The 26,407-nt window shown below is 60.3% G+C and carries 20 protein-coding genes and 2 pseudogenes; 7 read left to right on the top strand and 15 right to left on the bottom strand.

The genetic code is table 11. The features are described 5' to 3' along the window. Positions 1 to 22: 22 nt before the first annotated feature. Positions 23 to 1,189 carry a PLP-dependent aminotransferase family protein gene (locus G7020_RS19895; RefSeq protein WP_181086734.1) on the bottom strand — a complete coding sequence of 389 codons (1,167 nt, stop codon included), beginning with the start codon at positions 1,187 to 1,189 and terminating at the stop codon, positions 23 to 25. A gap of 80 nt (positions 1,190 to 1,269) precedes the next feature. Between G7020_RS19895 and G7020_RS19890 the strand changes: the two genes are divergently transcribed. Further along, a complete protein-coding gene (locus G7020_RS19890; RefSeq protein WP_181086733.1) occupies positions 1,270 to 1,713 on the top strand; it encodes a MarR family winged helix-turn-helix transcriptional regulator in 444 nt (147 codons plus the stop codon). Positions 1,714 to 1,795: 82 nt separating this feature from the next. On the opposite strand, the gene rpsA is transcribed toward G7020_RS19890, so the two are convergent. The 10 genes from rpsA to G7020_RS19840 form a co-directional block, all read right to left on the bottom strand. Beyond that, entirely contained in the window at positions 1,796 to 3,481 is a 1,686-nt protein-coding gene (gene rpsA / locus G7020_RS19885; protein ID WP_181086732.1) for a 30S ribosomal protein S1, read from the bottom strand. 167 nt (positions 3,482 to 3,648) lie between these two features. Continuing rightward, complete coding sequence (cmk, locus tag G7020_RS19880) at positions 3,649 to 4,335, bottom strand: (d)CMP kinase (RefSeq protein ID WP_181086731.1); 687 nt, start codon at positions 4,333 to 4,335, stop codon at positions 3,649 to 3,651. Continuing rightward, a complete protein-coding gene (locus G7020_RS19875) occupies positions 4,332 to 6,557 on the bottom strand; it encodes a bifunctional prephenate dehydrogenase/3-phosphoshikimate 1-carboxyvinyltransferase (protein WP_219852772.1) in 2,226 nt (741 codons plus the stop codon). The genes cmk and G7020_RS19875 overlap by 4 nt, the downstream gene beginning before the upstream one ends. A gap of 14 nt (positions 6,558 to 6,571) precedes the next feature. Continuing rightward, a complete protein-coding gene (hisC, locus tag G7020_RS19870) occupies positions 6,572 to 7,681 on the bottom strand; it encodes a histidinol-phosphate transaminase (RefSeq protein WP_181086729.1) in 1,110 nt (369 codons plus the stop codon). Positions 7,682 to 7,846: 165 nt separating this feature from the next. Beyond that, complete coding sequence (gene pheA / locus G7020_RS19865) at positions 7,847 to 8,944, bottom strand: prephenate dehydratase (protein WP_181086728.1); 1,098 nt, start codon at positions 8,942 to 8,944, stop codon at positions 7,847 to 7,849. Beyond that, on the bottom strand, positions 8,944 to 10,029 hold the full coding sequence (gene serC, locus G7020_RS19860) for a 3-phosphoserine/phosphohydroxythreonine transaminase (protein ID WP_181086727.1): 1,086 nt from the start codon (positions 10,027 to 10,029) through the stop codon (positions 8,944 to 8,946). Before serC ends, pheA begins: the two co-directional genes overlap by 1 nt. 144 nt (positions 10,030 to 10,173) lie before the next feature. Further along, positions 10,174 to 12,978 carry a DNA gyrase subunit A gene (gene gyrA / locus G7020_RS19855; RefSeq protein WP_181086726.1) on the bottom strand — a complete coding sequence of 935 codons (2,805 nt, stop codon included), beginning with the start codon at positions 12,976 to 12,978 and terminating at the stop codon, positions 10,174 to 10,176. 165 nt (positions 12,979 to 13,143) lie between these two features. Continuing rightward, a complete protein-coding gene (gene mtnA, locus G7020_RS19850) occupies positions 13,144 to 14,220 on the bottom strand; it encodes an S-methyl-5-thioribose-1-phosphate isomerase (RefSeq protein ID WP_181086725.1) in 1,077 nt (358 codons plus the stop codon). A gap of 293 nt (positions 14,221 to 14,513) precedes the next feature. After that, a complete protein-coding gene (gene ccoN / locus G7020_RS19845; protein WP_181086754.1) occupies positions 14,514 to 15,959 on the bottom strand; it encodes a cytochrome-c oxidase, cbb3-type subunit I in 1,446 nt (481 codons plus the stop codon). A 301-nt stretch (positions 15,960 to 16,260) separates the two neighbouring features. Beyond that, positions 16,261 to 16,650, bottom strand: coding sequence for a hypothetical protein (locus G7020_RS19840; protein ID WP_181086724.1), 390 nt, complete (start codon positions 16,648 to 16,650; stop codon positions 16,261 to 16,263). Positions 16,651 to 17,243: 593 nt separating this feature from the next. On the opposite strand from G7020_RS19840, the gene G7020_RS19835 reads away from it, so the two are divergent. The 4 genes and pseudogenes from G7020_RS19835 to G7020_RS19820 all read left to right on the top strand — a co-directional run bounded on the left by G7020_RS19835 (position 17,244) and on the right by G7020_RS19820 (position 22,751). After that, positions 17,244 to 18,722: a benzaldehyde dehydrogenase gene (locus G7020_RS19835; RefSeq protein ID WP_021018595.1), complete on the top strand. Its 1,479-nt coding sequence runs from the start codon at positions 17,244 to 17,246 to the stop codon at positions 18,720 to 18,722. Positions 18,723 to 18,742: 20 nt separating this feature from the next. After that, positions 18,743 to 19,867 (top strand): annotated as a pseudogene (locus G7020_RS19830) (NAD(P)-dependent alcohol dehydrogenase). A 67-nt stretch (positions 19,868 to 19,934) separates the two neighbouring features. Then, positions 19,935 to 20,825 (top strand): transporter, encoded by an 891-nt coding sequence (locus G7020_RS19825; RefSeq protein WP_110995835.1) that lies wholly within the window; start codon positions 19,935 to 19,937, stop codon positions 20,823 to 20,825. Between the two features lie 96 nt (positions 20,826 to 20,921). Next, complete coding sequence (locus G7020_RS19820) at positions 20,922 to 22,751, top strand: sigma-54-dependent Fis family transcriptional regulator (protein WP_021018598.1); 1,830 nt, start codon at positions 20,922 to 20,924, stop codon at positions 22,749 to 22,751. An 18-nt stretch (positions 22,752 to 22,769) separates the two neighbouring features. Here G7020_RS19820 and G7020_RS24260 read toward each other — a convergent pair whose 3' ends face one another. The 3 genes from G7020_RS24260 to G7020_RS19805 all read right to left on the bottom strand — a co-directional run bounded on the left by G7020_RS24260 (position 22,770) and on the right by G7020_RS19805 (position 23,572). Next, the gene (locus tag G7020_RS24260; RefSeq protein WP_272872418.1) at positions 22,770 to 22,928 is read right to left on the bottom strand and encodes a hypothetical protein; all 159 of its coding nucleotides are present in this window, start codon (positions 22,926 to 22,928) and stop codon (positions 22,770 to 22,772) included. Positions 22,929 to 23,165: 237 nt separating this feature from the next. After that, entirely contained in the window at positions 23,166 to 23,333 is a 168-nt protein-coding gene (locus G7020_RS24375) for a transposase (protein WP_356632538.1), read from the bottom strand. After that, positions 23,330 to 23,572, bottom strand: coding sequence for a transposase (locus tag G7020_RS19805; RefSeq protein WP_079386423.1), 243 nt, complete (start codon positions 23,570 to 23,572; stop codon positions 23,330 to 23,332). The genes G7020_RS24375 and G7020_RS19805 overlap by 4 nt, the downstream gene beginning before the upstream one ends. Positions 23,573 to 23,705: 133 nt before the next feature. On the opposite strand from G7020_RS19805, the pseudogene G7020_RS19800 reads away from it, so the two are divergent. Continuing rightward, positions 23,706 to 24,326: pseudogene (locus tag G7020_RS19800) on the top strand (Tn3 family transposase); the annotation flags it as partial. Between the two features lie 198 nt (positions 24,327 to 24,524). On the opposite strand, the gene G7020_RS19795 reads toward G7020_RS19800, so the two are convergent. Continuing rightward, positions 24,525 to 24,836, bottom strand: a complete 312-nt coding sequence (locus G7020_RS19795) for a hypothetical protein (protein ID WP_181086723.1) — start codon at positions 24,834 to 24,836, stop codon at positions 24,525 to 24,527. Between G7020_RS19795 and G7020_RS19790 the strand changes: the two genes are divergently transcribed. After that, positions 24,824 to 26,212: a hypothetical protein gene (locus tag G7020_RS19790; RefSeq protein WP_181086722.1), complete on the top strand. Its 1,389-nt coding sequence runs from the start codon at positions 24,824 to 24,826 to the stop codon at positions 26,210 to 26,212. The genes G7020_RS19795 and G7020_RS19790 overlap by 13 nt on opposite strands. Positions 26,213 to 26,407: the final 195 nt, after the last annotated feature.

Genomic DNA, 26,407 nt, shown 5'->3' with positions numbered 1-26,407 from the left:
CCCCTATGAGTGCACGTCGAAGCTAGGCCGCTTCGGCGGTAGATGCCTGACGAACCACAGCTGCCAGGCGGCATATCCCTTCAGCCAGCCGCTCCGGTGCCACGTGGCTGAAGTTAAGCCGCAAATAGCCCAGGTTGCAGTCAGGATTCACGAAGAAAGGCTCGCCGGGCATGAACACCACATCCTGCTCCAACGCTGCATCGAGCAGCGTGCGCGTATCCACGGGCTGATTCAATTTCAACCAGAAGAACAAGCCACCCTGGGGAAGCTGCCACTGGGCAAGATCGACGAAATGCTCGCTCAGCGCTGCCTGCATGGCATCGCGGCGTAACCGGTAGAAGCCGCGCAGCTCGGCCAGATGCTCGCGGTAGCGCTCACTGCCCAGCCACTGCAGGGCCTGCCACTGGCCAACACGGTTGGTATGCAGATCCGCAGACTGCTTCAGGCGCAACAGATAGGGAAACAGGTCAGGCGTTGCGATCAGGTAGCCGACGCGCAGCCCCGGCAGCAGCGTCTTGGACACCGTGCCGGTATAGATCCAGCTGGCGCTTCGCAAGCGGCCTGCAATAGGCCGTGCGAGTTCCTCATCGAAAACCAGCTCACGGTAGGGCTCGTCCTCGATCAGGGTCAAACCGAACTCGTCGAGCAAGGCCGCGACGGCATCGCGCTTCTCTTCGCTGTAACGCACCCCGGACGGATTCTGAAACGTCGGGATCAGATAGGCGAAGGCCGGCTTGTGACGCTCCAGTCGCTCGCACAAGGCCTGCAACTGCGGACCATCGTCCTCTTGCGGCACCGCCAGGCAGTCGGCGCCGAACAGCTGGAACGCCTGCAGCGCCGCCAGGTAGGTCGGTGCCTCGAGCAGCACTTCGGTGCCCGGATCGATGAACAGCTTGGCCGCCAGATCGAGCGTCTGCTGCGAGCCACTGACGATCAGCACCTGCTCCGCGCGACAAGGCACGCCGCGCTCGCGTGCCTCGGCGGCGATGGCTTCGCGCAGCGCCGACTCGCCCTCGCTCATCCCGTACTGCCCCATGTCCGCCGGCATATCCGCCCACTCGATGCTGGGCAGCATCGCCGCAGCCGGCAAGCCACCGGCGAAAGACATCACCTCGGGGCGCTGCGCCGCAGCGAGGATTTCACGGATGAGCGAGCTTTTCAGGCGGTCGATGCGTTCGGAGAAGGCCATTGGGGTACCGGATGCGAAGGCGAGAGAAATAAGTCAAACTACTTGACCGAAATTACGCCCACTCCAACAAATACGTCAATATGCCTGACCTAAAAAAAAGCAGCGATCAGCGCCTGATCATGGAGCGTTTCTTTCTCGGCTACCAGGCGTTCACCGCCAAGCCGGACGAGATGCTCGCGCGCCGCGGCCTGTCCCGCGTACACCACCGCATCCTGTTCTTCATCGCCAGCTATCCCGACCTGAGCGTCAAGCAGTTACTCGGCTACCTGGGGGTCAGCAAACAGGCGCTGAATACCCCGCTGCGCCAACTCATCGAGATGCATCTGGTGGAGAGCCTCACCGCCGAGGACGACAAGCGCAAACGCATGCTGCGCTTCACCAGGGAAGGCGCAAAACTGGAACAGGCGCTGCGCCGGGAACAGATACGCCTTATCGAGAAGGCATTCAACGAGGTGGGCGAGGACGCCGTCAGCGGCTGGCTGGCGGTCAATCAGGCCCTGACCAACCTCGCCCACCGCAACTAAAGACCACTGCGCACGCAAGAAATCCCAGGCACAAAAAAGGGCGAACCGAAGTTCGCCCTTTTCATTCAGCTGGAATCAGAACTCAGTTCTGGTTTTCCATCTGTGCGCGGATCAGATCACCAATGGTGGTCGGGCCGGCGGAAGGTTCTACGTCCTGCTTGGTACGCAGTTCCTTCATTGCGTCTTTCTCGTCCTCGACGTCTTTCGACTTGATGGACAGGCTGATGACGCGGCTCTTGCGGTCGATGCTGATGATCTTGGCTTCGACTTCTTCGCCTTCCTTCAGCACATTGCGCGCATCTTCAACGCGGTCGCGGCTGATTTCGGAGGCTTTCAGCGTGGCTTCGATATCGTTGCCCAGATCGATGATGGCGCCTTTGGCGTCAACTTCCTTCACGGTGCCACGAACGATGCTGCCCTTGTCGTTGACGGCGGCGTAGTTGGAGAACGGATCGTCTTCCAGCTGCTTGATGCCCAGGGAGATGCGCTCGCGCTCCGGATCGACCGACAGGATGACGGTATCCAGCTCGTCGCCCTTCTTGAAGCGACGCACGGCTTCTTCACCGACTTCGTTCCAGGAGATGTCGGACAGGTGAACCAGACCGTCGATGCCGCCGTCCAGACCAATGAAGATACCGAAATCGGTGATCGACTTGATGGTGCCGGAGATACGGTCGCCCTTGTTGAACTGGCCAGAGAAGTCTTCCCATGGGTTGGACTTGCACTGCTTGATGCCCAGGGAGATACGACGACGTTCTTCGTCGATGTCCAGAACCATGACTTCCACTTCGTCGCCGACCTGTACGACCTTCGACGGGTGGATGTTCTTGTTGGTCCAGTCCATTTCGGAGACGTGCACCAGGCCTTCCACACCCTCTTCCAGCTCGGCGAAGCAGCCGTAGTCGGTGAGGTTGGTGACCTTGGCCATGACGCGGGTGTTTTCCGGGTAACGGGCCTTGATGGCAACCCATGGATCTTCGCCCAGCTGCTTCAGACCCAGGGAGACGCGGTTGCGCTCGCGGTCGAACTTCAGCACCTTGACGTCGATCTCGTCGCCGACGTTGACGATTTCGGAAGGATGCTTGATGCGCTTCCAGGCCATGTCGGTGATGTGCAGCAGGCCGTCCACGCCGCCCAGATCGACGAATGCGCCGTAGTCGGTGAGGTTCTTGACGATACCCTTGACCTGCTGGCCTTCCTGCAGCGATTCCAGCAGCGCTTCGCGCTCGGCGCTGTTCTCGGCTTCCAGGACGCTACGACGGGAAACGACAACGTTGTTGCGCTTCTGGTCGAGCTTGATGACCTTGAACTCGAGTTCCTTGCCTTCCAGGTGAGTGGTATCACGCACCGGACGGACATCGACCAGGGAACCTGGCAGGAACGCACGGATGCCGTTAACGTCGACCGTGAAGCCGCCCTTAACCTTACCGTTGATAACGCCCTTGACCACTTCCTCAGCTGCGAAAGCCGCTTCCAGAACAATCCAGCACTCGGCACGCTTGGCTTTCTCGCGGGACAGCTTGGTCTCACCGAAGCCATCTTCAACCGCGTCCAGCGCAACGTGAACTTCGTCACCCACGCTGATGGTCAGCTCGCCCTGCTCGTTGTAGAACTGCTCGACCGGGATGACGCCCTCGGACTTCAGACCGGCATGGACGGTGACCCAGTCACCATCGATGTCGACCACGATGCCGGTGATGATGGCGCCCGGCTGCATGTCGAGGGATTTCAGGCTTTCTTCAAAAAGTTCTGCAAAGCTTTCGCTCATGTTTATTCCTGCTGTTTTCAGGCGAGAATCCGCCCAATCTCCACGCCCCAGATAACGTGGGTTCATTCATATAAAAAAAGGCCTGCGGGACTGGACCTGGTCTCCCACATGCCTCCTTGTTGACGGCCCTGAATCAGGCCGCTGAGACGCCTTTCGACGCCTGATCATCAGGCGAAATCGCGCTTGTCGACTTCGCTCAGAATCTGTCCCAATACCTGCTCGATGGACAGTGCAGTGGAATCCAGCTGGATGGCATCGTCTGCCGGCTTCAGCGGCGCCACTGCACGCTGGGTATCGCGCTCATCGCGCGCCCGTATCTCGTCGAGAAGACTCGCGAGGTTAACATCATCGCCCTTGGCCTTCAACTGCAGGAAGCGCCGACGCGCCCTTTCCTCGGCGCTGGCGGTGAGGAATATCTTCAGCGTAGCATCGGGAAAAACCACCGTTCCCATGTCCCGACCATCGGCCACCAGCCCGGGTGCCTCACGAAAAGCCTTCTGCCGCTGCAGCAGGGCTTCACGCACCACCGGCAGGGCTGCGACCTGGGAAGCCCCGGCACCGACGACCTCGTTGCGGATGGCCTCGGTGACGTCTTCGCCTTCGAGCACGATGCGCATGCCATGCCCATCCTGCGCCGCACCGAACTGCACATCCAGATGGGCGGCCAGTGCCTTGAGGGCTTCCTCGTTGGTCAGATCGACGCCGTGGTTGCGAGCGGCGAAGGCAAGCAAGCGATACAGCGCGCCGGAATCGAGAAAATTCCAGCCCAGCTTGCCGGCAAGCAAAGCCGCGACCGTGCCTTTGCCCGAACCGCTCGGGCCGTCGATGGTAATGACCGGAACCGGACTGATCATGAAGCCTCCTCTACCGCAACCCGCATACCTGCGCGCTCAGCCAACGCCAGGAAGTTGGGGAACGAGGTCGCGACGTTGGCGCAATCGTGGATGCGGATCGACGCACTGGCGCGCAGTGCCGCAACGCTGAATGACATGGCGATGCGATGGTCGCCATGCGCCCAGACTTCACCGCCGCCCATGATTCCGCCGTCGATGACGATACCGTCGGGCGTCGGCTCGGCCTTGACGCCCAGGGTCTGCAAACCGTCGGCCATCACCTGGATACGATCCGACTCCTTGACCCGCAGTTCCTCGGCGCCACGCAGCAGCGTGCGGCCTTCGGCGCAGGCGGCGGCGATGAACAGCACCGGGAATTCGTCGATGGCCAGCGGCACCAGCGCTTCGGGAATCTCGATGCCCTTGAGCTGCGCGGCCCGCACACGAATGTCGGCCACCGGCTCGCCACCCACTTCACGCTGATTGGTCAGCTCGATGTTGGCGCCCATCAGCTTGAGGATGTCGATCACGCCGGTGCGCGTGGGGTTGATGCCCACATGTTCCAGAGTGACATCCGACCCCTCGGCAATACTGGCAGCGACCATGAAGAAGGCGGCGGACGAGATATCGGCCGGTACTTCGATCTGCGTGGCGCTCAGCGTGTGGCCCGGTTCGACGGTTGCGGTGCTGCCTTCCACCAGAACCGGATAGCCGAAGCCCTGGAGCATACGCTCGGTGTGGTCGCGGGTGGGCGCAGGCTCGGTCACTGACGTCCGGCCTGCAGCATAGAGCCCGGCGAGCAGCAGGCAGGATTTGACCTGGGCGCTGGCCATGGGCATGTCGTAATGCATGCCGGACAGCTTCTGGCCACCACGGATGGTCAGCGGCGGACGGCCCTCGGCGGCGGTTTCGATGATCGCGCCCATCTCGCGCAAGGGGTTGGCGACGCGGTTCATCGGTCGCTTGGAGAGCGAGGCATCGCCGGTCAGCGTGGTATCGAACGGCTGCGCGGCGAGCAAGCCGGCCAGCAGGCGCATGGAGGTGCCGGAGTTGCCCAGATAGATCGGACCGGGCGGCGTCTTCAGGCCGTGCAGGCCGACGCCATGCACGGTCACGCGGCCCTGGTGCGGCCCTTCGATGACCACGCCCATGTCGCGGAAGGCCTGGATGGTGGCCAGCGCGTCTTCGCCTTCGAGAAAGCCCTCGACCTCGGTGGTGCCTTCGGCCAGCGAGCCGAGCATGATCGAGCGGTGGGAAATGGATTTGTCGCCTGGCACACGCAACTGGCCAGTCAGGCTGCCGCCAGGGTTGGCGAGGAAGATCAGGTCATTGGAATGCATAACGTCCACATAGGCTCTGCGAGCCAGTATTTTGCTGAAATGTTCCCGGGCAGCCCTGGCGCGCGTGAATACGCCCAGCAGTGTATGCCCGTCTCCTTCATCGACTGCGGCGCGCAGGGCGTCGAGGTCGGTACGAAAATCATCCAGGGTAGCCAGCACCGCTTCACGATTGGCCAGGAAGATGTCGTGCCACATCACCGGATCGCTGCCCGCTATGCGGGTGAAATCGCGAAAACCGCCGGCAGCATAACGAAAGATCTCCAGATTCTCATGACGTTTGGCCAGCGAATCCACCAGCCCGAACGCCAGCAGGTGCGGCAGATGACTGGTGGCCGCCAGCACCTCGTCATGGTGGGCGACTTCCATGTGCTCGACAGACGCGCCCAGCGCCGTCCATAACTGATCGACCAGCGCCAGCGCCTGCGGATCGGTGCCGGCCACGGGCGTCAGGATTACCTTGTGCCGCCGGAACAGCGAAGCATCGGCGGCGCTGATGCCACTGCGCTCGGAACCCGCGATGGGATGGCCCGGCACGAAACGCGCCGGCATGGCGCCGAACGCTCGCGTCGCACAGCGCACCAGATTGCCCTTGGCGCTGCCGACATCGGTCAGGACCGCATCGCCCAGCTCCAGTTGCGACAACTGTTCCAGCAGTTTTTCCATCGCCAGGATCGGCGCGGCCAGCTGGATCACGCTGGCGCCACGGCACGCCTCCTCCAGCGTCTCGGCGCAACGATCCACCACACCCAGCTCGACGGCCAACTGGCGGCTGTTGGCATTCGGATCGAAACCCACCACCTCGTTGCACAGCCTCTGCTCGCGCAGCCCCTTGGCGAACGAGCCGCCAATCAGGCCAAGCCCGATCACCACCAGGCGGTCGACGACAGGTTTCTGTTGTTGCAAGCTGAGGCCCCGGGTCACTGATCGAGCACTACACGCAAGGCTTCGAGGAAGCGGGCATTTTCCGTTTCGGTGCCGATGGAAACCCGCAGGAAGGTCGGCATGCCGTAACCGGCAATCGGTCGGACGATCACGCCCTCGCGCAGCAATCCGGCATTGACCGGCGCCGCATCGCGCCCCAGATCGACCGCCAGGAAGTTGCCACGCGAAGGAATCCACTCCAGCCCCAGCTCGCGCAGGCCGTTTTCCAGCTGCGCCATGCCGGCACGGTTCACCCGCCGCCCTTCGGCCAGATAGTCCTCATCGTCCAGCGCAACGCAGGCCGCCGTCAGGGCGAGGCTGTTGACGTTGAATGGCAGGCGCACCCGGTTGAGCACATCGGCAATCTGCGGCGACGAGGCCGAGTAACCGACCCGCAGCCCCGCCAGGCCGTAGGCCTTGCACAACGTGCGCGACACCAGCAGGTTGGGATAGCGATCCAGGTAGTTTAGGCCGTTGGGCAATTCGTCGCCCTCGGTGAACTCGATATAGGCCTCGTCCAGCACCACCAGAACGCTCGCAGGAACGCGGTCGAGGAAAGCCTCCAGCGCCTGCGGGCCGAACCAGGTGCCCGTGGGGTTGTTCGGATTGGCGACGAAGACCACGCCGGTCTGCTCGTCGATGGCGTCGAGCATGCCGTTCAGGTCGTGACCGTAGTCGATGGCCGGCACCACGCGGCTTTCGGCACCCGCGGCTTGCGTGCACAGCGGATAGGCAGCAAAGGCATGAGCACTGAACACCGCATTGCGGCCCGGTGCCAGCCAGCAGCGCGCGACCAGATCGAGGATATCGTTGGAACCATTGCCCAGGGTGATCTGCTCGGGCTTGAGGCCGAAACGCTCGGCCAGCTTGGCTTTCAGCCGGTAGCCACTGCCATCGGGATAACGCGTCAGCTCGGGCAGCTCGGCGGCAATCGCTTCCAGCACGCGAGGATTCGGGCCAAGCGGATTTTCATTGCTGGCCAGTTTGACGATCTGCGCCGGATCGATACCCAACTCACGCGCCAGCTCATCGATCGGCTTGCCGGTGACGTAGGGAGAAAGTTTCTGTACGCCCGGTACGGTCAGGGCGAGGAAATCGGCACTCATGTTCAGCTCCGCTCACAGCCGGCTGAGCCGGCGCTTGAGGCTGTAGGCTTGAGGTTGGACGATCAGCCTCAAGCCCACCCTCATGTTCATCGGCACGCTTGCCTTCAACAGCGCACCATACTTATCGTCGAGCCTTCAGCCTCAAGCCTCCAGCCAAAGCCGTGCTTACAGCACGGCTTTCGGGTACGACCCCAGCACCTTGAGCGCCACGGCTTCGTTGCCGATCTTTTCCAGCACGTCCCTGATCAGCGGGTCCTGGTGATGGCCGATGCAGTCGATGAAGAACACATAGGTCCACTTGCCGCTGCGCGACGGGCGGGTTTCGATGCGGGTCAGGTCGATGCCGTTGGCATGGAACGGCATCAGCAGTTCATGCAGCGCGCCCGGCTTGTTGCGCATGGAGACGATGATCGAGGTCTTGTCGTCGCCGGTCGGCGGCACTTCCTGGCTGCCGATGATCAGAAAGCGCGTGGAGTTGTCCGGGCGATCCTCGATCTTTTCCGCCAGCTTGGTCAGCCCGTACAGCTGTGCCGCCATGTCGCCGGCGATGGCCGCCGAGTTCCACTCGCTCTTTACCCGTCTGGCGGCGTCGGCATTGCTCGATACCGCCACGCGCTCGACATTCGGGTAGTGCGCGTCCAGCCACTTGCGGCACTGCGCGAGTGATTGTGCATGGGAATAGATGCGGGTGATGCGATCGGTCTTGGTCGTTTCGCCCACCAGCAGGTGGTGGTGGATGCGCAGCTCGACTTCACCGCAGATGACGATGTCATGTTCGAGGAAGCTGTCCAGGGTGTGGTTGACCGCACCCTCGGTGGAGTTTTCCACCGGCACCACGCCGAAATTCACCGCGCCGGCGACCACTTCGCGGAACACCTCATCGATGGCCGCCATCGGCTTGCTGACCACAGACTGACCGAAATGCTTGAGCGCCGCCGCTTGCGAGAAGGTGCCCTCCGGACCGAGATAGGCGACTCGCAACGGCTGCTCCAGGGCCAGACAGGAAGACATTATCTCGCGGAACAGACGCGCCATTTCTTCATTGTCCAGCGGCCCCCTGTTCAGCTCCATGATGCGCTTGAGCACCTGCGCCTCGCGCTCGGGGCGATAGAACACCACCTCCTCGCCCTCGGCCAGCGACGCGGTCTTGACCCGCGCCACATCCTGGGCACAACGCGCACGCTCGCTGATCAGGTCGAGAATCCGCTCGTCCAGATTGTCGATGCGTACGCGCAGGGCCTTGAGCTGATCGGCTTCACTCATCAGCCGTGCTCCTTCTCGAATTCGGCCATGTAGGCGACCAGCGATTCGACGGCATCCAGACCCACCGCGTTATAGATGGAAGCACGCATGCCGCCGACCGAACGATGGCCTTTCAGGTTGAGCAGACCGCGCGCATCGGCGCCAGCCAGGAAGGTCTTGTCCAGACGCTCGTCAGCCAGACGGAACGGCACGTTCATCCAGGAACGGGCATTCACGGCAATCGGGTTGGTGTAGAACTCGCTGGCGTCGATGACGCCGTAGAGCAGCTCCTTCTTGGCGCGGTTGCGCTGCTCCATCGCTTCGACGCCACCCTGCTCCTTGAGCCACTCGAAGACCAGTCCCGACAGATACCAGGAAAAGGTCGCCGGCGTGTTGTACATCGAGCCGTTGTCGGCGGCGATCTTGTAATCGAGCATCGTCGGGCAACTGGAGCGCGCCTTGCCGAGCAGGTCTTCACGGACAATCACCACCACCAGCCCGGAGGGGCCGATGTTCTTCTGCGCGCCGGCGTAGATCAGGCCGAACTTCGAGACGTCGATGGGACGCGACAGGATGTCCGAGGACATGTCGACCACCAGCGGCGTATCGCCGAGGTCCGGCACCCAGTCGAACTGCAGCCCGCCAATGGTTTCGTTGCTGGCGTAATGCAGGTAGGCGGCGTTGTCGCTCAGCTGCCACTCGTTCTGCCCCGGAATGGCGAAGTAGTCGTAAGGCTTGGCGCTGGCGGCCAGGTTGACGTTGCCGAAGCGCCGCGCTTCCTCGATGCTCTTGCGCGACCAGATGCCGGTGTCGACGTAATCGGCGATGCCGTCCTCGGGCAGCAGGTTCAGCGGAATCTCGGCGAACTGCTGGCTCGCGCCGCCCTGCAGGAACAGCACCTTGTAGTTCGACGGGATCGCCAGCAGGTCGCGCAGGTCCTGCTCGGCCTTCTCGGCTATCGCTACGTATGCGTCGCTGCGATGACTCATTTCCATCACCGACAGACCACGACCCTGCCAGTCCAGCAGTTCGGCCTGGGCGCGTTGCAACACCGCTTCGGGCAGCGCGGCGGGGCCGGCGCAGAAGTTAAAGGCGCGTTTGCTCATCTTCGTTCTCTCAAAAACGGTCGATACCATGTTCGCTCCGCCCGTCGCCTGAAGGCCAAGGGCCAGCGCTTGCAATGCTTTCGGCCCAGCGGCACGGGCAATCCGCAACGAAGGCGAGGCCTTGCGACCTCGCCTTCGCGCGAATCAGTTCTCGTCGTCGGTCGGCACTACATCAGGCGGCACATCACCGCCACCACCGAGCAGTTCGTCTTCATCGGGTTCGGTGCTGACGACAGGCATTTCCTTTTCTAGCGCCTCGTCATCCAGACTCGCCTCGATCTCTTCAAGCACCTCCTCCTCGGAAGGTTCCTGAACACGCTCGAGACTGACCAGATGCTCGTTCTTGGCCAGCTTGATCAGTGTCACGCCCTGGGTATTGCGGCCCAGCGATGAGACCTCATCGACACGGGTACGCACCAGCGTGCCCTGGTCGGAAATCAGCATGATTTCCTCGCCAGACTGCACCTGCACCGCGCCGACCAGAGGCCCGTTGCGCTCATTGGTGACCATGGCGATCACGCCCTGACCACCACGACCGCGCCGCGGGAACTCGTCGATCACCGTGCGCTTGCCATAGCCATTGAGGCTGGCAGTAAGAATCTGCGCCTCGGGTTCCGGAATCAGCATGGAAATCAGGCGCTGACCTTCCGGCAGGCGCATGCCGCGCACGCCACGGGCGGTACGGCCCATGGTGCGCACGTGTTTTTCCTTGAAGCGGATGACCTTGCCGCCATCGGAGAACAGCATGACTTCGCGGGCGCCATCGGTAATCGCAGCGGCGATCAGGGTGTCGCCCTCTTCCAGGCCGAGCGCGATCAGGCCGACGCTGCGCGGACGGCTGAACTGCGACAGCGGGGTCTTCTTTACGGTGCCCTTGGCGGTCGCCATGAAGATATAGGTGCCGGTAGGCTCGTCCACCGAATCATCGGCTTCCTCGCCGTCGAGCGACTCTTGCGTCTCATCGCTTTCGCCGATGTTTTCCGCATCTTCGACGTCATCGTCCTCATGCAACTGCTGACGCGCCGCCTCGATGTCGATCTGCAGCATCGCGGTGATGCTTTCGCCGTCATCCAGCGGCAGCAGATTCACCAGCGGACGGCCACGCGAAGTACGCGACGCCTCGGGGATTTCGTAGGTCTTGAGCCAGTACACCTTGCCCTTGCTGGAAAACAGCAACAGCGTGGCGTGGCTGTTGGCGACCAGCAGATGCTCGACGTAATCCTCTTCCTTGACGCCGGTTGCCGCCTTGCCGCGACCGCCCCGGCGCTGCGCCTGATAGGCCGCCAGGGGTTGCGACTTGGCATAGCCACCGTGGGAAATGGTGACGACGCGCTCTTCTTCGGTGATCAGGTCGGCCAGGGTCAGATCCAGACGCGCTTCGAGAATCTCGGTGCGACGTGCATCGCCGAACTCGGCCTTGACGCCTTCCAGCTCCTCGCAAATGACTTCCATCAGACGCACAGGGCTGGTCAGGATGCGAATCAGCTCGCCGATCTGGGTCAGGATTTCCTGGTATTCGCTCAGCAGCTTCTCGTGCTCGAGACCGGTCAGGCGGTGCAGGCGCAGATCGAGGATGGCCTGAGCCTGCTCCGGCGACAGGTAGTAGCGACCGTCGCGCAGCCCGTACTGCGGATCGAGGTCTTCGGGACGGCAGGAGTCGGCGCCGGCACGCTCGACCATCGACTCCACCGCGCTGGACTCCCAGGCCGTGGCGATCAGCGCATCCTTGGCTTCGGCCGGGGTCGGCGAGGCCTTGATCAGGGCGATGACCGGATCGATATTGGACAGCGCAACCGCCTGCCCTTCGAGGATGTGCCCACGCTCACGCGCCTTGCGCAGCTCGAATACCGTACGCCGCGTCACCACCTCACGGCGGTGGCGAACGAAGGCTTCCAGCAGCTCCTTGAGGTTCAGCGTACGCGGCTGACCATCGACCAGCGCCACCACGTTGATGCCGAACACGCTCTGCAGCTGGGTCTGCGCATAGAGGTTGTTGAGAATGACTTCCGGCACTTCGCCGCGGCGCAGCTCGATGACGACGCGCATGCCGTCCTTGTCGGACTCGTCGCGCAGCTCGGTGATGCCTTCGAGCTTCTTCTCTTTCACCAGCTCGGCGATCTTCTCGATCAGCCGCGCCTTGTTCAGCTGGTACGGCAGCTCGGTGATGACGATCTGCTGACGGCCACCCACCTTGTCGATGTCCTCGATGGTCGAGCGGGCGCGCATGTAGATGCGACCGCGACCGGTGCGGTAGGCCTCAATGATGCCGGCGCGACCATTGATGATGCCGGCGGTGGGAAAATCCGGACCGGGAATATGGGCCATCAGTTCGTCGATGCTGATATCCGGATTGGCGATCAACGCCAGGCAACCGTCGATGACTTCACCCAGGTTGTGCGGCGGGATGTTGGTCGCCATGCCCACCGCGATACCGCTGGAACCGTTGACCAGCAGGTTCGGGATCTTGGTCGGCATGACCGCCGGAATCTGCTCGGTGCCGTCGTAGTTCGGCACCCAATCCACGGTTTCCTTGTGCAGGTCGGCCAGCAGCTCGTGAGCCAGCTTGGCCATGCGCACTTCGGTGTAACGCATGGCCGCGGCGCTGTCGCCATCGACCGAACCGAAGTTGCCCTGGCCGTCGACCAGCAGGTAGCGCAGCGAGAACGGCTGAGCCATACGGACGATGGTGTCGTAAACCGCCGAGTCGCCGTGAGGGTGGTATTTACCGATCACGTCACCGACCACACGGGCCGATTTCTTGTACGGCTTGTTCCAGTCGTTACCCAGCTCGCTCATGGCAAAAAGCACACGACGATGCACGGGCTTCAAGCCGTCGCGCGCATCGGGCAGCGCCCGCCCGACGATTACGCTCATTGCGTAATCGAGGTAGGACTGCTTGAGTTCGTCTTCGATATTGACCGGGAGGATTTCTTTGGCCAGTTCGCCCATGGAAGCCTGGTTCCTTATAGTCAGCAGGGTCCTGCGATTAAGCGCGGAATGTTATCACAAGGCAGAGAGGCGCTGGAGGCTGGAGGCTTAACGAAGAAAGCACTCGATCGACGCTACTCGTCCAGCTTCCCAGCCTCCAGCCGCTTTTCCCGGCTTTTTTGCCTGCTAATGCAGCCGCTTGTGGCTCATCAACGCCGCTATCTTCGCCGCATTGGGACGTTCGACGAGGCCTTTTTCGGTGATGATGGCGTCGATCAGGTCGGCGGGTGTCACATCGAAGGCCGGGTTGAATGCCTCGACATCCGCGGCGAAACGCTGACCGTCGAGCGCCAGCAACTCGCTGCCAGCCCGCTCTTCGATGGCAATTTCCTCGCCGCTTTCCAGTGCCAGGTCGATGACCGAACTCGGCGCCACCACCATGAAGCGCGTCCCATGGTGCATGGCGAGCACGGAAAGCTGATAGGTGCCAATCATGCCGAGAATGTCGCCATTGGCGGCGATCCGTTCCGCCCCGACGATGACCCAGGTGATGCCACGGGTCTTCATCAGGTGTGCCGCGCATGAATCGACAGTCAGCGTTACCGGCACGCCTTCGGCATCCAGCTCCCAGGCCGTCAGCCGAGCGCCCTGCAGATCGGGGCGGGTTTCATCGACATAGACCCGTTCGACCAGCCCTTCCAGATGCGCTGCGCGGATCACGCCGAGCGCCGTGCCGAAACCGCCGGTGGCCAGCGCACCGTTGCCGCAATGGGTCAGCAGGTTCTGCAGATTGCCCTGGTGCCGGCGGATCAGCTCGACCCCCTGCTGCGCCATGCCGAGGTTGATTTCGCGATCACTGGCCAGCATGGATGCCGCCTGTTCCTCGGCGATGGCAAAAGGGTCCTCGCCAGGCTTGAGACGATCCAGCCGCTCGCGCATCCGGCTCAGCGCGCCGAAGGGACCGACCGACGCCGGGCACGCAGCAGCCAGCACCTGAACATCCTCTTCCAGCGCCGCACGCCAATCGCCACCTGTGGCCAGCCGCGCACGCAACCCCAGCAGCAGTCCATAGGCCGCCGTGATCTCGCTTGATGCAGCGCCACGCACGACCCCTTCGTCAATGGCGGTCGCCACAGCGGCGGCGCACTCACAGGTATGCCACACCTCGGCCAACGGCAACCGGCGCTGGTCGATCAGGCTCAGCTGGCCGTCCCGCCACTCGATGGCCTTCACCTTTTCCGCGCTCAGCAAACGCTCGCGCATGACAATACTTCTTTTCAAATTGGCGTCCTGACGATCGGGAGTGGAAGCGGCCAGCCGCCCGGAATATGCGAACCGCACAGAAAAGCCCGGCCATTCGCGGACCGGGCTTGTGCGTTTCAGAGATGATGGCGCGCGACTCGAACACTCACGCGCCAGACAGGCGGCGAATCCTAATCGACTGATTTTCCTGGCACAAGGAAAGCACACGATGGGCGCTCACCGCTGCGCTGCAGGCTTCGCGCAGCGCATACCGGGACCCGCTCAAAGCCTGTCCAGTGCCGATAACGTTCTATCTATACCGCCGCACCCGCTTCCAGAGGTTCTAGAACCTGCCGGGGAGCCGCCTGGCGCACAGTCCGCCAGGTGTTGTAGGCCATCAGCAGCATCCCCAGAACGAAGGTGCCGCCGCCGACCAGCCGCACCACATACCCTGGATGGCTGGCGTCCAGCGCCTCGACGAACGAATAGGTCAGGGTGCCGTCATCATTGACCGCCCGCCACATCAGGCCCTGGGCGATGCCGTTGACCCACATCGAGGCGATATAAAGGACGGTGCCGATGGTTGCCAGCCAGAAATGCGCATTGATCAGCCGGACGCTGTACATCCGCTCCTGCCCCCAGAGCGCGGGAACCATGTGATAGAGCGTCCCGATGGAAATCATCGCCACCCAACCCAGCGCGCCGGCGTGCACGTGACCGATGGTCCAGTCGGTGTAATGGGACAGCGCGTTGACGGTCTTGATCGCCATCATCGGCCCCTCGAAGGTGGACATGCCGTAGAACGCCAGCGATACCACCAAGAAGCGCAGGATCGGATCGGTGCGCAACTTATGCCAGGCGCCGGAGAGCGTCATCATGCCGTTGATCATGCCGCCCCAGCTCGGCGCCAGCAGCACGACGGACATCGCCATGCCCAGGCTCTGCGCCCAGTCCGGCAGCGCGGTGTAATGCAGATGGTGCGGCCCGGCCCAGATATAAAGGCTGATGATCGCCCAGAAATGCACGATGGACAGACGATAGGAATACACCGGGCGTTCGGCCTGCTTGGGCACGAAGTAATACATCATCCCGAGGAACCCCACCGACAGGATGAAGCCCACCACGCTGTGCCCGTACCACCACTGGATCATCGCGTCCGTCGCCCCGGAATAGTAAGAATAGGACTTGAGCAGCGTCACCGGAATGGCGACGTGATTGATCACATGCACCATCGCCGTGACGACGATGAAAGCGCCATAGAACCAGTTGGCGACATAGATATGTCGCATCCGGCGCCGCGCAATGGTCCCGAAGAAAAGGTACGCATAAGCCACCCAGACCAGCGTGACCCACAGGGCGATGGGCCACTCCATTTCGGCGTACTCCTTGGACGAGGTGAAACCCAGCGGATAGCTGACCAGCATCGCCACGATCGCGATCTGCCAGCCCCAGAAGACGAAATTCGCCAGCCCATCGGAGATCAGCCGCGCCTTGCAGGTGCGCTGCACCACGTAAAACGAGGTGGCGAACAGCGCACCGCCGCCAAAGGCGAATATCACCAGGTTGGTATGAACCGGACGAATGCGTCCGAAACTGGTCCAGGGCAGTCCCAAATTGAGTTCGGGCCATACCAGCTGGGCCGCGATGACCGCGCCCATGCCCATCCCGACAACACCCCAGAACAGGGTCATCAGCGTGAAGCGCCGAACGACCTCGTAGTTGTATGTCGGGGCGGTTTCATCAAAAGCAGCGTCGACCATGGCGATTCCAGGCAGGTTGAAGATCATCCTTCGTCACCTCATTCCTGACCGGAAACGCCAGGTATGTGAAATGACGACCAAACAAAGCCTGGAAAGTGTGCAACCTAGATTTTAATAAAACCAACGAATATTAATGAACATTTAATTCATTAATATTCATATAAATATTCGTCTGGCATGATCTTGCCTTCGTGCGAATCACCGTACTGCACGCGCGATAAATCATTAAGAGCCGAACCCGGCAAATGCGCGCCTCCTTTTTCCGCACTCGGCAGCCGTTCGCGCCCTCAGTCGCATGTGTTCAGAGCGCCCGGTCGAAAAAGGTGTCGAGTCCGCAGCGCTGGGCCTGGGCCACGGTGTAGGCGCGCACCTTCTCGGGCCACTCGATGGCTTTCACCACGCTCAGGCTGCGTAGCATGGGAAATAGCGTGACGTCGTCCCAGCGCGGATGCTCGAGGGTCGGTGTCAGGTCGATGATCTCCGGCAAGCGCTTCAGTTGTGCTTCGACCTCGCGAGCCTTGGCCTCGGTGTTGGCCAGCGCCTCGTCGAAGTCGCCGATGGTTTCGGTTTTCTTTTCGCGGAAATGCGCGTATGCCGAGGGGCTTGCGAACTCCTCCAGACCGATCTGCGTCCAGCGCGGGTAACCGAGGTATTGCAGGTTCGGCACAAAGGGCTCGAGCCACTGATTCACTGCGGCAGTATCCGGCTCCTGAATCATGGGCTGGCCATCGAGATAATCGAGGTATTTGGGGCGAATAGAGAAAACGGAAATTTTTGTACGCTAAGCGCTCTGTCAGGTTATCCAGACTTTGTTTTCGGCAACGGCGACTCTAACTAAGCCTTACGTTGGTTGGTTCCGTTGCTCCCCAAACCCCATCATCTAGCTTTATCTTGGGGATTGCAGGAGGGGCTTGGGTTGAAGGTGCAAGCGACGCTTCCCTATCAGACCCGCCACTAACGAAATGAACAGAAAGGAACCCCCACGACATGACCAATACCGAGCCCCCCCCGAGCAGCTTCAAGCGCGCATCGCCGAGCTGGAAGCGCAGGGGGTCATGACTGCGTCTCCGTCTCTTGCATCACAATGTCCAGATACTGACCACCGTCCACCCCACGCATTGTCCAGTAACTGAACAACTCCACTTCGAACACAGCGAAGAACACTGTAAATACCACTGTCTGTAGCTACCAGAAAGCTGGCACGACCTCTGCTATATGTTTTTCATCGCAGCCAATGACGGCTGGCCCCCAAATCACAAGATCAAAAAAAGAGGGATATACCCGATGAGTAGCACGTCCTTGCCTGCCATTTTTTTACCTGCCGAACTCTGGAACGATCGCCTGTTCACCGGGACTTGGGAGGCTGGCCCCATCGCAGCCACGCAAGTACTCGAACCCGCCACCGGCAACCTCTTGGGCTACGTCGCCAATGCCGATGCCGCGCGAGTGGCTGCTTCGGCCAAAACCGCCAGCGCCGCACAGACCTCTTGGCACCAGCAGCCTTACGACGAGCGCGCGGCGTTGTTCCGTAAAGCCGCGAAAATCGCCGAACAACACTTCGAGGCCATCGTCGACTGGCTGGTGCGTGAAAGCGGTTCGACCCGTGCCAAGGCCGCATTCGAAACCAGTATCAGCATCAAAGTCCTGCACGAAAGCGCTGGTCTGCCCTCGCGTAGTCAAGGTGAAGTGTTGCCTTCGGTACCTGGCCGTCTGAGCCTTGCTCGCCGCCGTCCACTGGGTGTGGTGGGAGTGATCTCGCCCTTCAACTTCCCGCTGTATCTGGCCATTCGGGCGGTTGCTCCGGCGCTGGCAACAGGTAACGCCGTCGTACTCAAACCAGATCCACGCACGGCGGTATGTGGCGGTTTCGTGATTGCCCGGTTGTTCGAACTGGCGGGGTTGCCTGCTGGCTTGCTGCACGTTTTGCCTGGCGGTGTCGATGCGGGTGCTGCGCTGACCAGTGATCCGCATGTGGCGATGATCCAGTTCACCGGTTCGACCGGTGCCGGGCGCAAGGTTGGTGAAGCTGCAGGTCGTCATTTGAAAAAAGTTTCGTTGGAACTGGGCGGTAAAAACTCATTGATCGTGCTTGATGACGCCGATCTCGACTTGGCCCTGGCCAACGCCACGTGGGGCGTTTACCTGCACCAGGGACAAATTTGCATGTCCACAGGTCGCCTGCTGGTACAACGTGCAATCTATGACCGCTTCCTTGAGCGCCTAGTGGCCAAGGCCAAGAGCCTGACGGTCGGCGACCCAGCCACCAGCGAAGTACACCTGGGCCCGCTGATCAACGCCCAGCAGCGTGATCACGCTCACCGCGTAGTGCAAGCCGCGCAACAAGCCGGTGCGACGCTGGAAGCAGGTGGTGGTTATGAAGGGCTGTTTTTCGAACCGACCGTGCTCGGAGGCGTTACCCGCGACAATCCGGCCTTCAACGAAGAAATTTTTGGCCCTGTGGCCGTAGTTGTGCCTTTCGATACCGACGAAGAGGCCGTTGCTCTGGCCAACGATACGGCATACGGCTTGTCTGCTGCCGTACTGTCCCGGGATGTTGGTCGCGCACTCAAGCTCGGTGAGCAACTGCGTGTAGGCCTGCTGCACATCAATGACCAGACGGTTAACGACGAGGTCATCAATCCGTTCGGCGGTGTGGGCGCATCAGGCAATGGCACCAGCATCGGCGGCGCTGCCAACTGGGAAGAATTCACGCAATGGCAATGGCTCACCGTCAAGGGTGAAGCACCGGCCTACCCACTGTAAAAACCTGGAGAAAAATAATAATGAACACACCTGTCTACCGCCCGATCACTGCTGCTGTCACTCGTGGCAAAGGCGCACCTTTTGCACTGGAAGCCGCGCAGATCCGCAATCCCCGGGGCGATGAAGTGTTGGTGCGCATCGTCGCCACCGGCATGTGCCACACCGACATGATCGTCCGAGATCAGTATTACCCAGTGCCGCTGCCTGCAGTGCTGGGCCATGAGGGCGCGGGAGTAGTGGAAGCCATTGGCCCACTGGTCAAAGGGCTTCAAGTGGGCGATCACGTAGTAATGAGTTAAGGTTATTGCGGGCATTGCCTGTCCTGTGGAAGTGGCCACACCGCATATTGCCAGGACTTTTTCGGGCGTAATTTCAGTGGGGCAGACCCACAGGGTGAAAGTGCCCTGCAGGACAAGGACGGCGCGCGTCTGAACGATCACTTCTTTGCCCAGTCCTCCTTTGCCACGCTGGCACTGAGTCGGGAGAACAACGCAGTGAAGGTGAGCCGCGAAGCACCGCTGGAGTTACTGGGGCCACTGGGCTGCGGTATCCAGACGGGGGCAGGAGCAGTGATCAACTCACTCAAGGTTACTCCCGGTAGCAGCTTTGCCGCCTTCGGCGGTGGCGCGGTGGGGCTGAGTGCCGTGCTGGCGGCCCGGGTGGCGGGTGCCACCACGATCATTGTGGTCGATGTCGTCCCTTCGCGTCTGGCGCTGGCTACCGAGTTAGGCGCGACTCACGTGGTCAACAGCAAGGACGCCGATCCGGTGGCATTCATACGCGAAATCACCGGTGGTGGCGTCAATTTCGCCCTTGAATCCACGGGTCGCCCAGCGGTATTACGCCAAGCCGTCGATGCACTGGGTAGCCGCGGCAGTCTGGGGGTCGTCGGCGCACCGGCGCTAGGTACCACAGCGGAGTTTGACGTCAATGACCTGCTCTTGGGAGGCAAGACTATTCGAGGCATTGTTGAAGGTGACAGTGTGCCGCAGAAGTTCATTCCCGAGCTCGTCTCCCTTTACCTGCAAGGGCGTTTCCCCTTCGACAAGCTGGTGAAGTTCTATAGCTTCGAGGACATCAACCAGGCAGCCGAAGACAGCGAAAAAGGCATCACTCTCAAACCGATCATTCGCATTGGCGGCTGAGTGACATACCCGGAGCGCATAGCGCTCCGGTGCTTCTCTAATAACAAAAAAAAGCAGGAATCCCTTCGTGCATATCATTTCCCGAAATTCCTTGGGCTTACTGGCGTTCGCGCTGAGTTCAACAAAAGCTCTGGCCGTCGACGTCAATGCTGGCGACTACACCGCCCTGCCCGCCGGTACCAATGTCGCCGCCTGGTATCAGCAATATAGCCATGCTGATCGCTTCAACGCTGATGGTGCGCCCGATAACCGGCGGGATACCAGTCTAAAATCGAATATCAGCATCCTGCGATTGATCCACTTCATGGACATCGGCGGTATGACCGTCGACCCGCAAATACTCCTGCCCTTCGGCCATGTGTACGACGCGCGTATCGCAGGCCAGTCGTTGGGTAGCGCCAGTGGTCTGGCCGACCCGATCATCGGCGCTACCTTCTGGCTGGTCAATCAGCCTGCCGCCGGGGCCAGTGGCCGCTACTTCGGAATTACCCCTTTTCTATACCTGCCGTGGGGCAGCTATGACAAACACGACACACTGAACCTTGGCGAGAACCGTTTTAAGGGCGATTTGCAGTTGGGCTGGGTTGAGCCACTGTGGGGTAAGGTATCCATGGAGCTGTACGGTGATGCCGTGGTGTATGGACATAATGATGATGCTGGCACCGGCAACCAGACGCTCAAACAAGACGCGACCTATCAGCTACAAGGCAACTTGCGCTATGACTTCAATCCGGCCCAACGCGTGGCTCTGGGCTACAGCACCAGCACGGGTGGCAAACAGTATCTAGATGGTAATTACACCGGGCAAAAAACCGAGGTGCAGCAAGTGCGCGCTGAATTCCAGCAAATGGTCGGTCGTACTGTGCAGCTCAGTGCGCAGCTAACCCATGATATCCATGTGGTAGGTGGTTTTCAGGAGGACATAGGCGTCAACCTAAGGGCGCTGCTGCCGTTTTGATCTTGACGTTGGTTTAACGAAGGTATACATCAAAGCGTGTCGTGACCAGCCTATAGCGGTCAACGGCACGACTCCAACCAATAAAAAGGTGTCTCGATGGATGCCCACACCCTGCACGATCAGCAACGTCTGGTAATTGCCCGCCAGCGTTTCGTCGAAGGTGTCGCCCTGCCCTCCAATCTTCTGCCGAGCACCATCGCTCACTCCTGGGCGCGATCACGTGAAGCCGGCCTGTTGCCCTGGCAATCCTGGCTGGCAGAACAGGACGACAGTCTGCTGCCGCTTGATGAGTCAGACCAGCAACTTGCAGAGTGTGTACGACCAGAAATCGACCGACTCTGGCAGCAAATCGGCGGTGCTTCATGGACAATTTTCTGCGTCAATACGCGGGGGGTCATCGTCCACGCGCGCCAAGCACGCACGCTCGACGGGCCACTGCTGCCGTTGCAAATTGGACGTCGCATTCAGGAATCCGACATTGGCACCACAGCACCCAGCTGCACCTTGGCCGAAGGTGTTCCGATGGTACTGATCGGCAACCAGCATTACCTCAGTGACTTCGAGCATTTCTTTTGCGTGAGTGTGCCCATCCGGGGCCTGCATGGTGAAGTGATTGGCGTGCTGGACATCACGGGGATCGGTGACCGTCAGGCTGGTGCTGTATTGGAACAATTGAGTCACGCGGCGATGGCGGCCGAAAATCGCTTTTTTACCACGCTGGGCGATTGCCGGATCCTGTCGCTGCAGCATGACCCACGACTGTTGGGTACGCCATTGCAGGGCCTCTTGGCAGTTGACCAGACAGGACGCATTCAAAATGCCAATCGCGCTGCCCAGCGATTGTTGGGACTTGAACAATTTCGCCCCATAGGCAAACGCCTGGATCAACTGTTCGAAGAAAGCAGCGCTATCGATCTGCACCGAGCACAGCAACAATTGACCCTCAGCGACGGTTCCCGGTTGTATGCACAGGTGATTGAGCAACGTCGAGAATCAACTGCGCTGCACGTCTGCTCCCCGCTCCTTTGCGTGTCCATACTGGGCGCCGACCCTCAGCTCAATCGCCAGTTGGACAACGCCCGCAAGGCCTTCGCTGCAGGCGTCCCCATTTTGCTGCAGGGCGAAACGGGCACCGGTAAAGAGGTATTCGCCCGAGCCTTACATGATCAATGGAACGCCCAAGCTCCCTTCGTTGCGATCAACTGCTCGGCGATCCCGGAAAGCCTGATCGAGGCTGAGCTTTTCGGTTATGTGGAAGGCACTTTCACCGGTGCGCGCAAAGGCGGGGCCAGCGGGCAACTGGAAGCTGCACATGGCGGAACCCTGTTATTAGACGAAATTGGTGATATGCCGGCGGCGCTGCAAACCCGGTTATTGCGGGTGCTCCAAGAGCGCGAGATCACTCGTCTGGGTAGCACGACACGGCGAGCCCTGGATGTACGGGTGATCAGTGCCACCCATTGCGATCTGCAGCAACGCATGCTTGATAAAAGTTTTCGTGAAGACCTTTATTACCGCCTCAATGGCCTGAAAATCCGCTTGCCGGCCTTGCGTGAACGTCAGGATCTGAACACCTTGATCGACCTCCTGCGCCAACGCTACGGCGCTCCACCGCTGGAGCACCAGGCATTAATGGCTCTGCACCGCCAGGTCTGGCCAGGCAACATTCGCCAACTGGAACAGACACTGCGCCTTGCGGCGGCGCTGGCCAGTGACCAACCGATGATACTGCTGGAGCACCTTCCAGCAGATATGCGAGCTGAAAGTGAGCAGGAGAGAGGGAGCGATTTGCAGGACGCCGTGCGCCGTACTGTCGAATCAGCGCTGCAGGCCAACGCTGGAAACATTTCTGCCACCGCCAGCCAGCTCGGTATCTCCAGGACCACGTTGTACAAAAAGCTGGGGCGGATTACCAAGTCTGAGTAATCAGCATCACAATAGGCTTCACGCCTTCCAGACCTCGATCAACGCATGAGCAACGCAAGGCAAGTTCGTCCCGTTGAGCCCAGCCATACACATGCGACCGCTGCCAAAGAGATAAACACCAAACTCATCGCGCAACCGTTCCACTTGCGAATGGGAGAGGCCAGTAAAGCTGAACATGCCCTTCTGCTGAACAAAAAAATCGAAGTTCCGTTCGGGCAATGCTTCTCTCAGGAGTGCTGCCTACATCTGCCGCATACTTGCAATCCGCAGACGTATTGCTTCTACCTCTTGTAACCACAACGCAAAAAGCATGGGATCGCTCAGCACCTGGGCGACAATTTCGGCACCGAAACGCGGGGGCTGGAGGAATTGCGTCTTACGGTCGCTTTCAGCTGGCCTAGGTGGTGTTCTCAATCAGGCCAGCCATATGACGGCTGACACTAGGCTCAACATCGACTGATAGTTTCTTGCCAGTCGTTCATACCTTGTTGCGATCCGGCGAAACTGCTTCAGCTTCTGGAAAAAGCGCTCCACCAAGTTGCGCGCCTTGTAGAGATGCCGATCCAGCTGGCGAGGTTTCAGGCGATTTCTTTTCGAGGGGATGACCGCTTCCGCGCCCCTGCGCTGGATAGCCCAATGAAGGCGTCAGAGTCATAGCCTTTGTCAGCCAATACCGCCTCGGGGGTAAAACCCTCGATCAGCGCTTCGGCTTGTCTGTATTTCGAGGCTTGACCAGGCGTCAGTAGCAGACGCACCGGATTGCCCATGGCATCTACGGCTGCGTAAATCTTGGTGCTCAGTCCCCCTCGGGATTTGCCCATGGCTTCGACGTCCTGATCGGTTTTTTTGCCGCGCCATGCTGATGAACGCGCACGATGCTGCCATCCACCATCAGATGCTCCAGATCAGCGTCAGCCGCGAGTGACGCCATGATTCGCAACCAAACGCCCTTGCGAAACCAAGCTGTATGTACCACAGAGTGTCCAGGACTACCCGACACTGCGGCCAATGATCGGAGGCACCCCACCATCAAGCACATCCGCGCTCACTGGGACGAGATTCTGCGTCTGGCAGCATCGATCAAGCAGGGCACCGTCACCGCCTCGCTGATGTTGCGTAAGCTGGGCAGCTATCCGCGCCAGAATGGCTTGGCCGTGGCCCTGCGGAAGCTGGGCCGGATTGAACGCACGCTGTTTATCCTGGACTGGCTGCAAAGTGTCGAGTTGCGTCGTCGTGTGCATGCCGGGTTGAACAAGGGCGAGGCGCGCAACTCCCTGGCCAGTGCGGTGTTCTTCGACCGCCTCAGTGAAATCAGGGATCGGAGCTTCGAGCAGCAGCGCTACCGGGCCAGCGGCCTCAACCTGATCACCGCCGCTATTGTGCTGTGGAGTCTACCTGGAGCGGGCAACCCAGGGGCTGACTGACGCCGGAAAGCCGGTGAACACCGACCTGTTGCAATACCTTTCGCCGCTGGGCTGGGAGCACATTAACCTGACCGGCGATTACGTCTGGCGGCAGAGCCGCAAGCTGGAAGACGGTAAATTCAGGCCGCTACGGCAGGTCGGAAAACCTTAGCGTACGATTTTTTCCGAATTCTGCGGGCTCCCCTCTTACATACGTAAGTACGGTTATGCCCGCGTCATCGATGAGGTTCCAGGTTCTGGCGCATTCAACTTTGCGGATCTCGACGGCTTAGACTATGCGCCGCGCGCTCATGGTCTAGAACCTGATTACCTCAACACTGCGTCCAACTACACTGACAGCCTGTCGGCACTACCCCAGTTCCTGTCCGACGGCATCGTGCTCAGTGATGAAGGACTGCAGAAGCGCCATGCTCACGTTGAGACGCTGCGCAGGTTTCTGACACATCGTGAACACCAGATCCTCCGCCTGGCTGTTCTTGAGCAACATTGCTCCGTAGACATGAGCTCGATGCTTGGGCTTAGTGAAAAGCAGGTATGGAAGGTGCGTCGCCAACTCAAGGTCAAACTCGGTGAAATAGCGATTGACCAGGGCATCTGCCCTCGCGTCGTCGCAAGCCTGAGAGGGAAAGAGACGGCGGCGGCCGGCGAATGAAGCAATCAATCACAGACTTCATCAAAGACGCCGTATACCCGAAGCTAGATGCAGTGGATCGTGGCCTTCTTAATCACCTGCACCCCAAAAAGCTATCAGCCAATGGCTCCTATGTCCTCGACTGTCCAGCCTGTGGTAAAGACCGCGCTTTCTACTACCCATTCAGGTCCGGGATTCAGTGCAATCGTAAGGACAACTGCCCAAGCCCATACACGCCTTTGTGGGACGCCCTCGCCCAGAACGGCATGAGCAACGGCGATATCGTCAAAACCCTTTGTGAGTCCGCAGGTGTTGAACCCCCTGACAACCGGGACAACGAAGCCAAGCAGCAGTCACGCGCAGCCAATGGTGGTCGCCCTCCCCTCACGACGGGCCAGGCAATCATTCTGGTGACTCAGCAACTGGCTCAACGCAACAAGGGGATTCTTGACGAATTCCAGCAATCCCGAGGGTATACAAACGAGGTCATGGCTACGCTGCGCCTCGGCGTATTCACTAACAATGATGAAGTGCTTTCGCTTCTTCAGGCTCACGGTGTTACCCGGGAGCAAGCCCGTTCTATTGGGATCGTCAGCTTTGAGGATGAAACCCCTTCATCTGTCTGGTCGGGGATGGAAGGTCGAGTTATCGGTTACTGGCCTCACCCAGACGGCGAGGCCCGTATCTGGGGCAGGATCCCATCAGGACAAGGTGAAGCCAGGTCTAATCCGAAATACCGTTTTTCACCAAAATCGTCCAAAGATATCCCTTACCTTTTCAAGCAGCGGCAGAAGTCCATCCTGGTTTGCGTGGAAGGGACGTTGGATGCTTGGGCTCTGCAGCTCATCAAGGTTTGGGGATGCGCCATTGGGCAAGCATCAATTAACTCAGCCCAGGCCGCATACCTAGCCAGCCAAGGAGTTACAGAGGCCGCTCATATGGTCGATGGCGATCATGCCGGCTATGAAGGTGCACTATCGTCGATCCGTGAGGCTGAAGCCGTTGGCATAACCTTGAGCATCATAGCGCTTGGCCGTGGCATGGATGATGCCGATGCCATGCGAACAGCTGGTCGTGAAGACGCACTCAAAGCCCTGATCAACTCAAGGATGAATGCAGGTGAGTATATGGCCAGATATTGTGCCTCTTTACTCGACCAGCCCCTTCCTGACCTACGGCGCGTAGCCAAGATACGAGCCATTGCCAATGGGCTTACCACTGCCTCCAAGCGTAAATGGCTGGATTTCAGCCAGAGCCTAGGCATCGCCGCCGATGAAGAATCTGATGCCCTACGGGCACTGAGCCATCTGGTCTCGGGTGGTCTCACTTTTGAAGAAGCCTCTGGTGTTATTCGCCGCAGGACCGGATACCAAATCACCATCACCAAGGATGCCGCTCATGGCTGAGTCGAGCTCACAGGGGTCGTCATCCGGCCCGATAGTGAAATCTCTCAAGATCGTGCTCTTTGTCTTTCTCTGCGGATTCCACGGTCATCTGGCCACCCATTCCATGAGCATCTGACCACCGATTCCACGCTGATCCGGCCACCCATTCCACGCGCATCCGGCCACTGATTCCACGGCCATCCGGCCACTCAACCG

The organism is Stutzerimonas stutzeri, from assembly GCF_013522825.1.
In the GTDB taxonomy this organism is placed as follows: domain Bacteria; phylum Pseudomonadota; class Gammaproteobacteria; order Pseudomonadales; family Pseudomonadaceae; genus Stutzerimonas; species Stutzerimonas stutzeri_AK.
The sequence above is the reverse complement of the archived record's forward strand: the minus strand, read 5'-3'. Positions and strand labels throughout refer to the sequence as shown.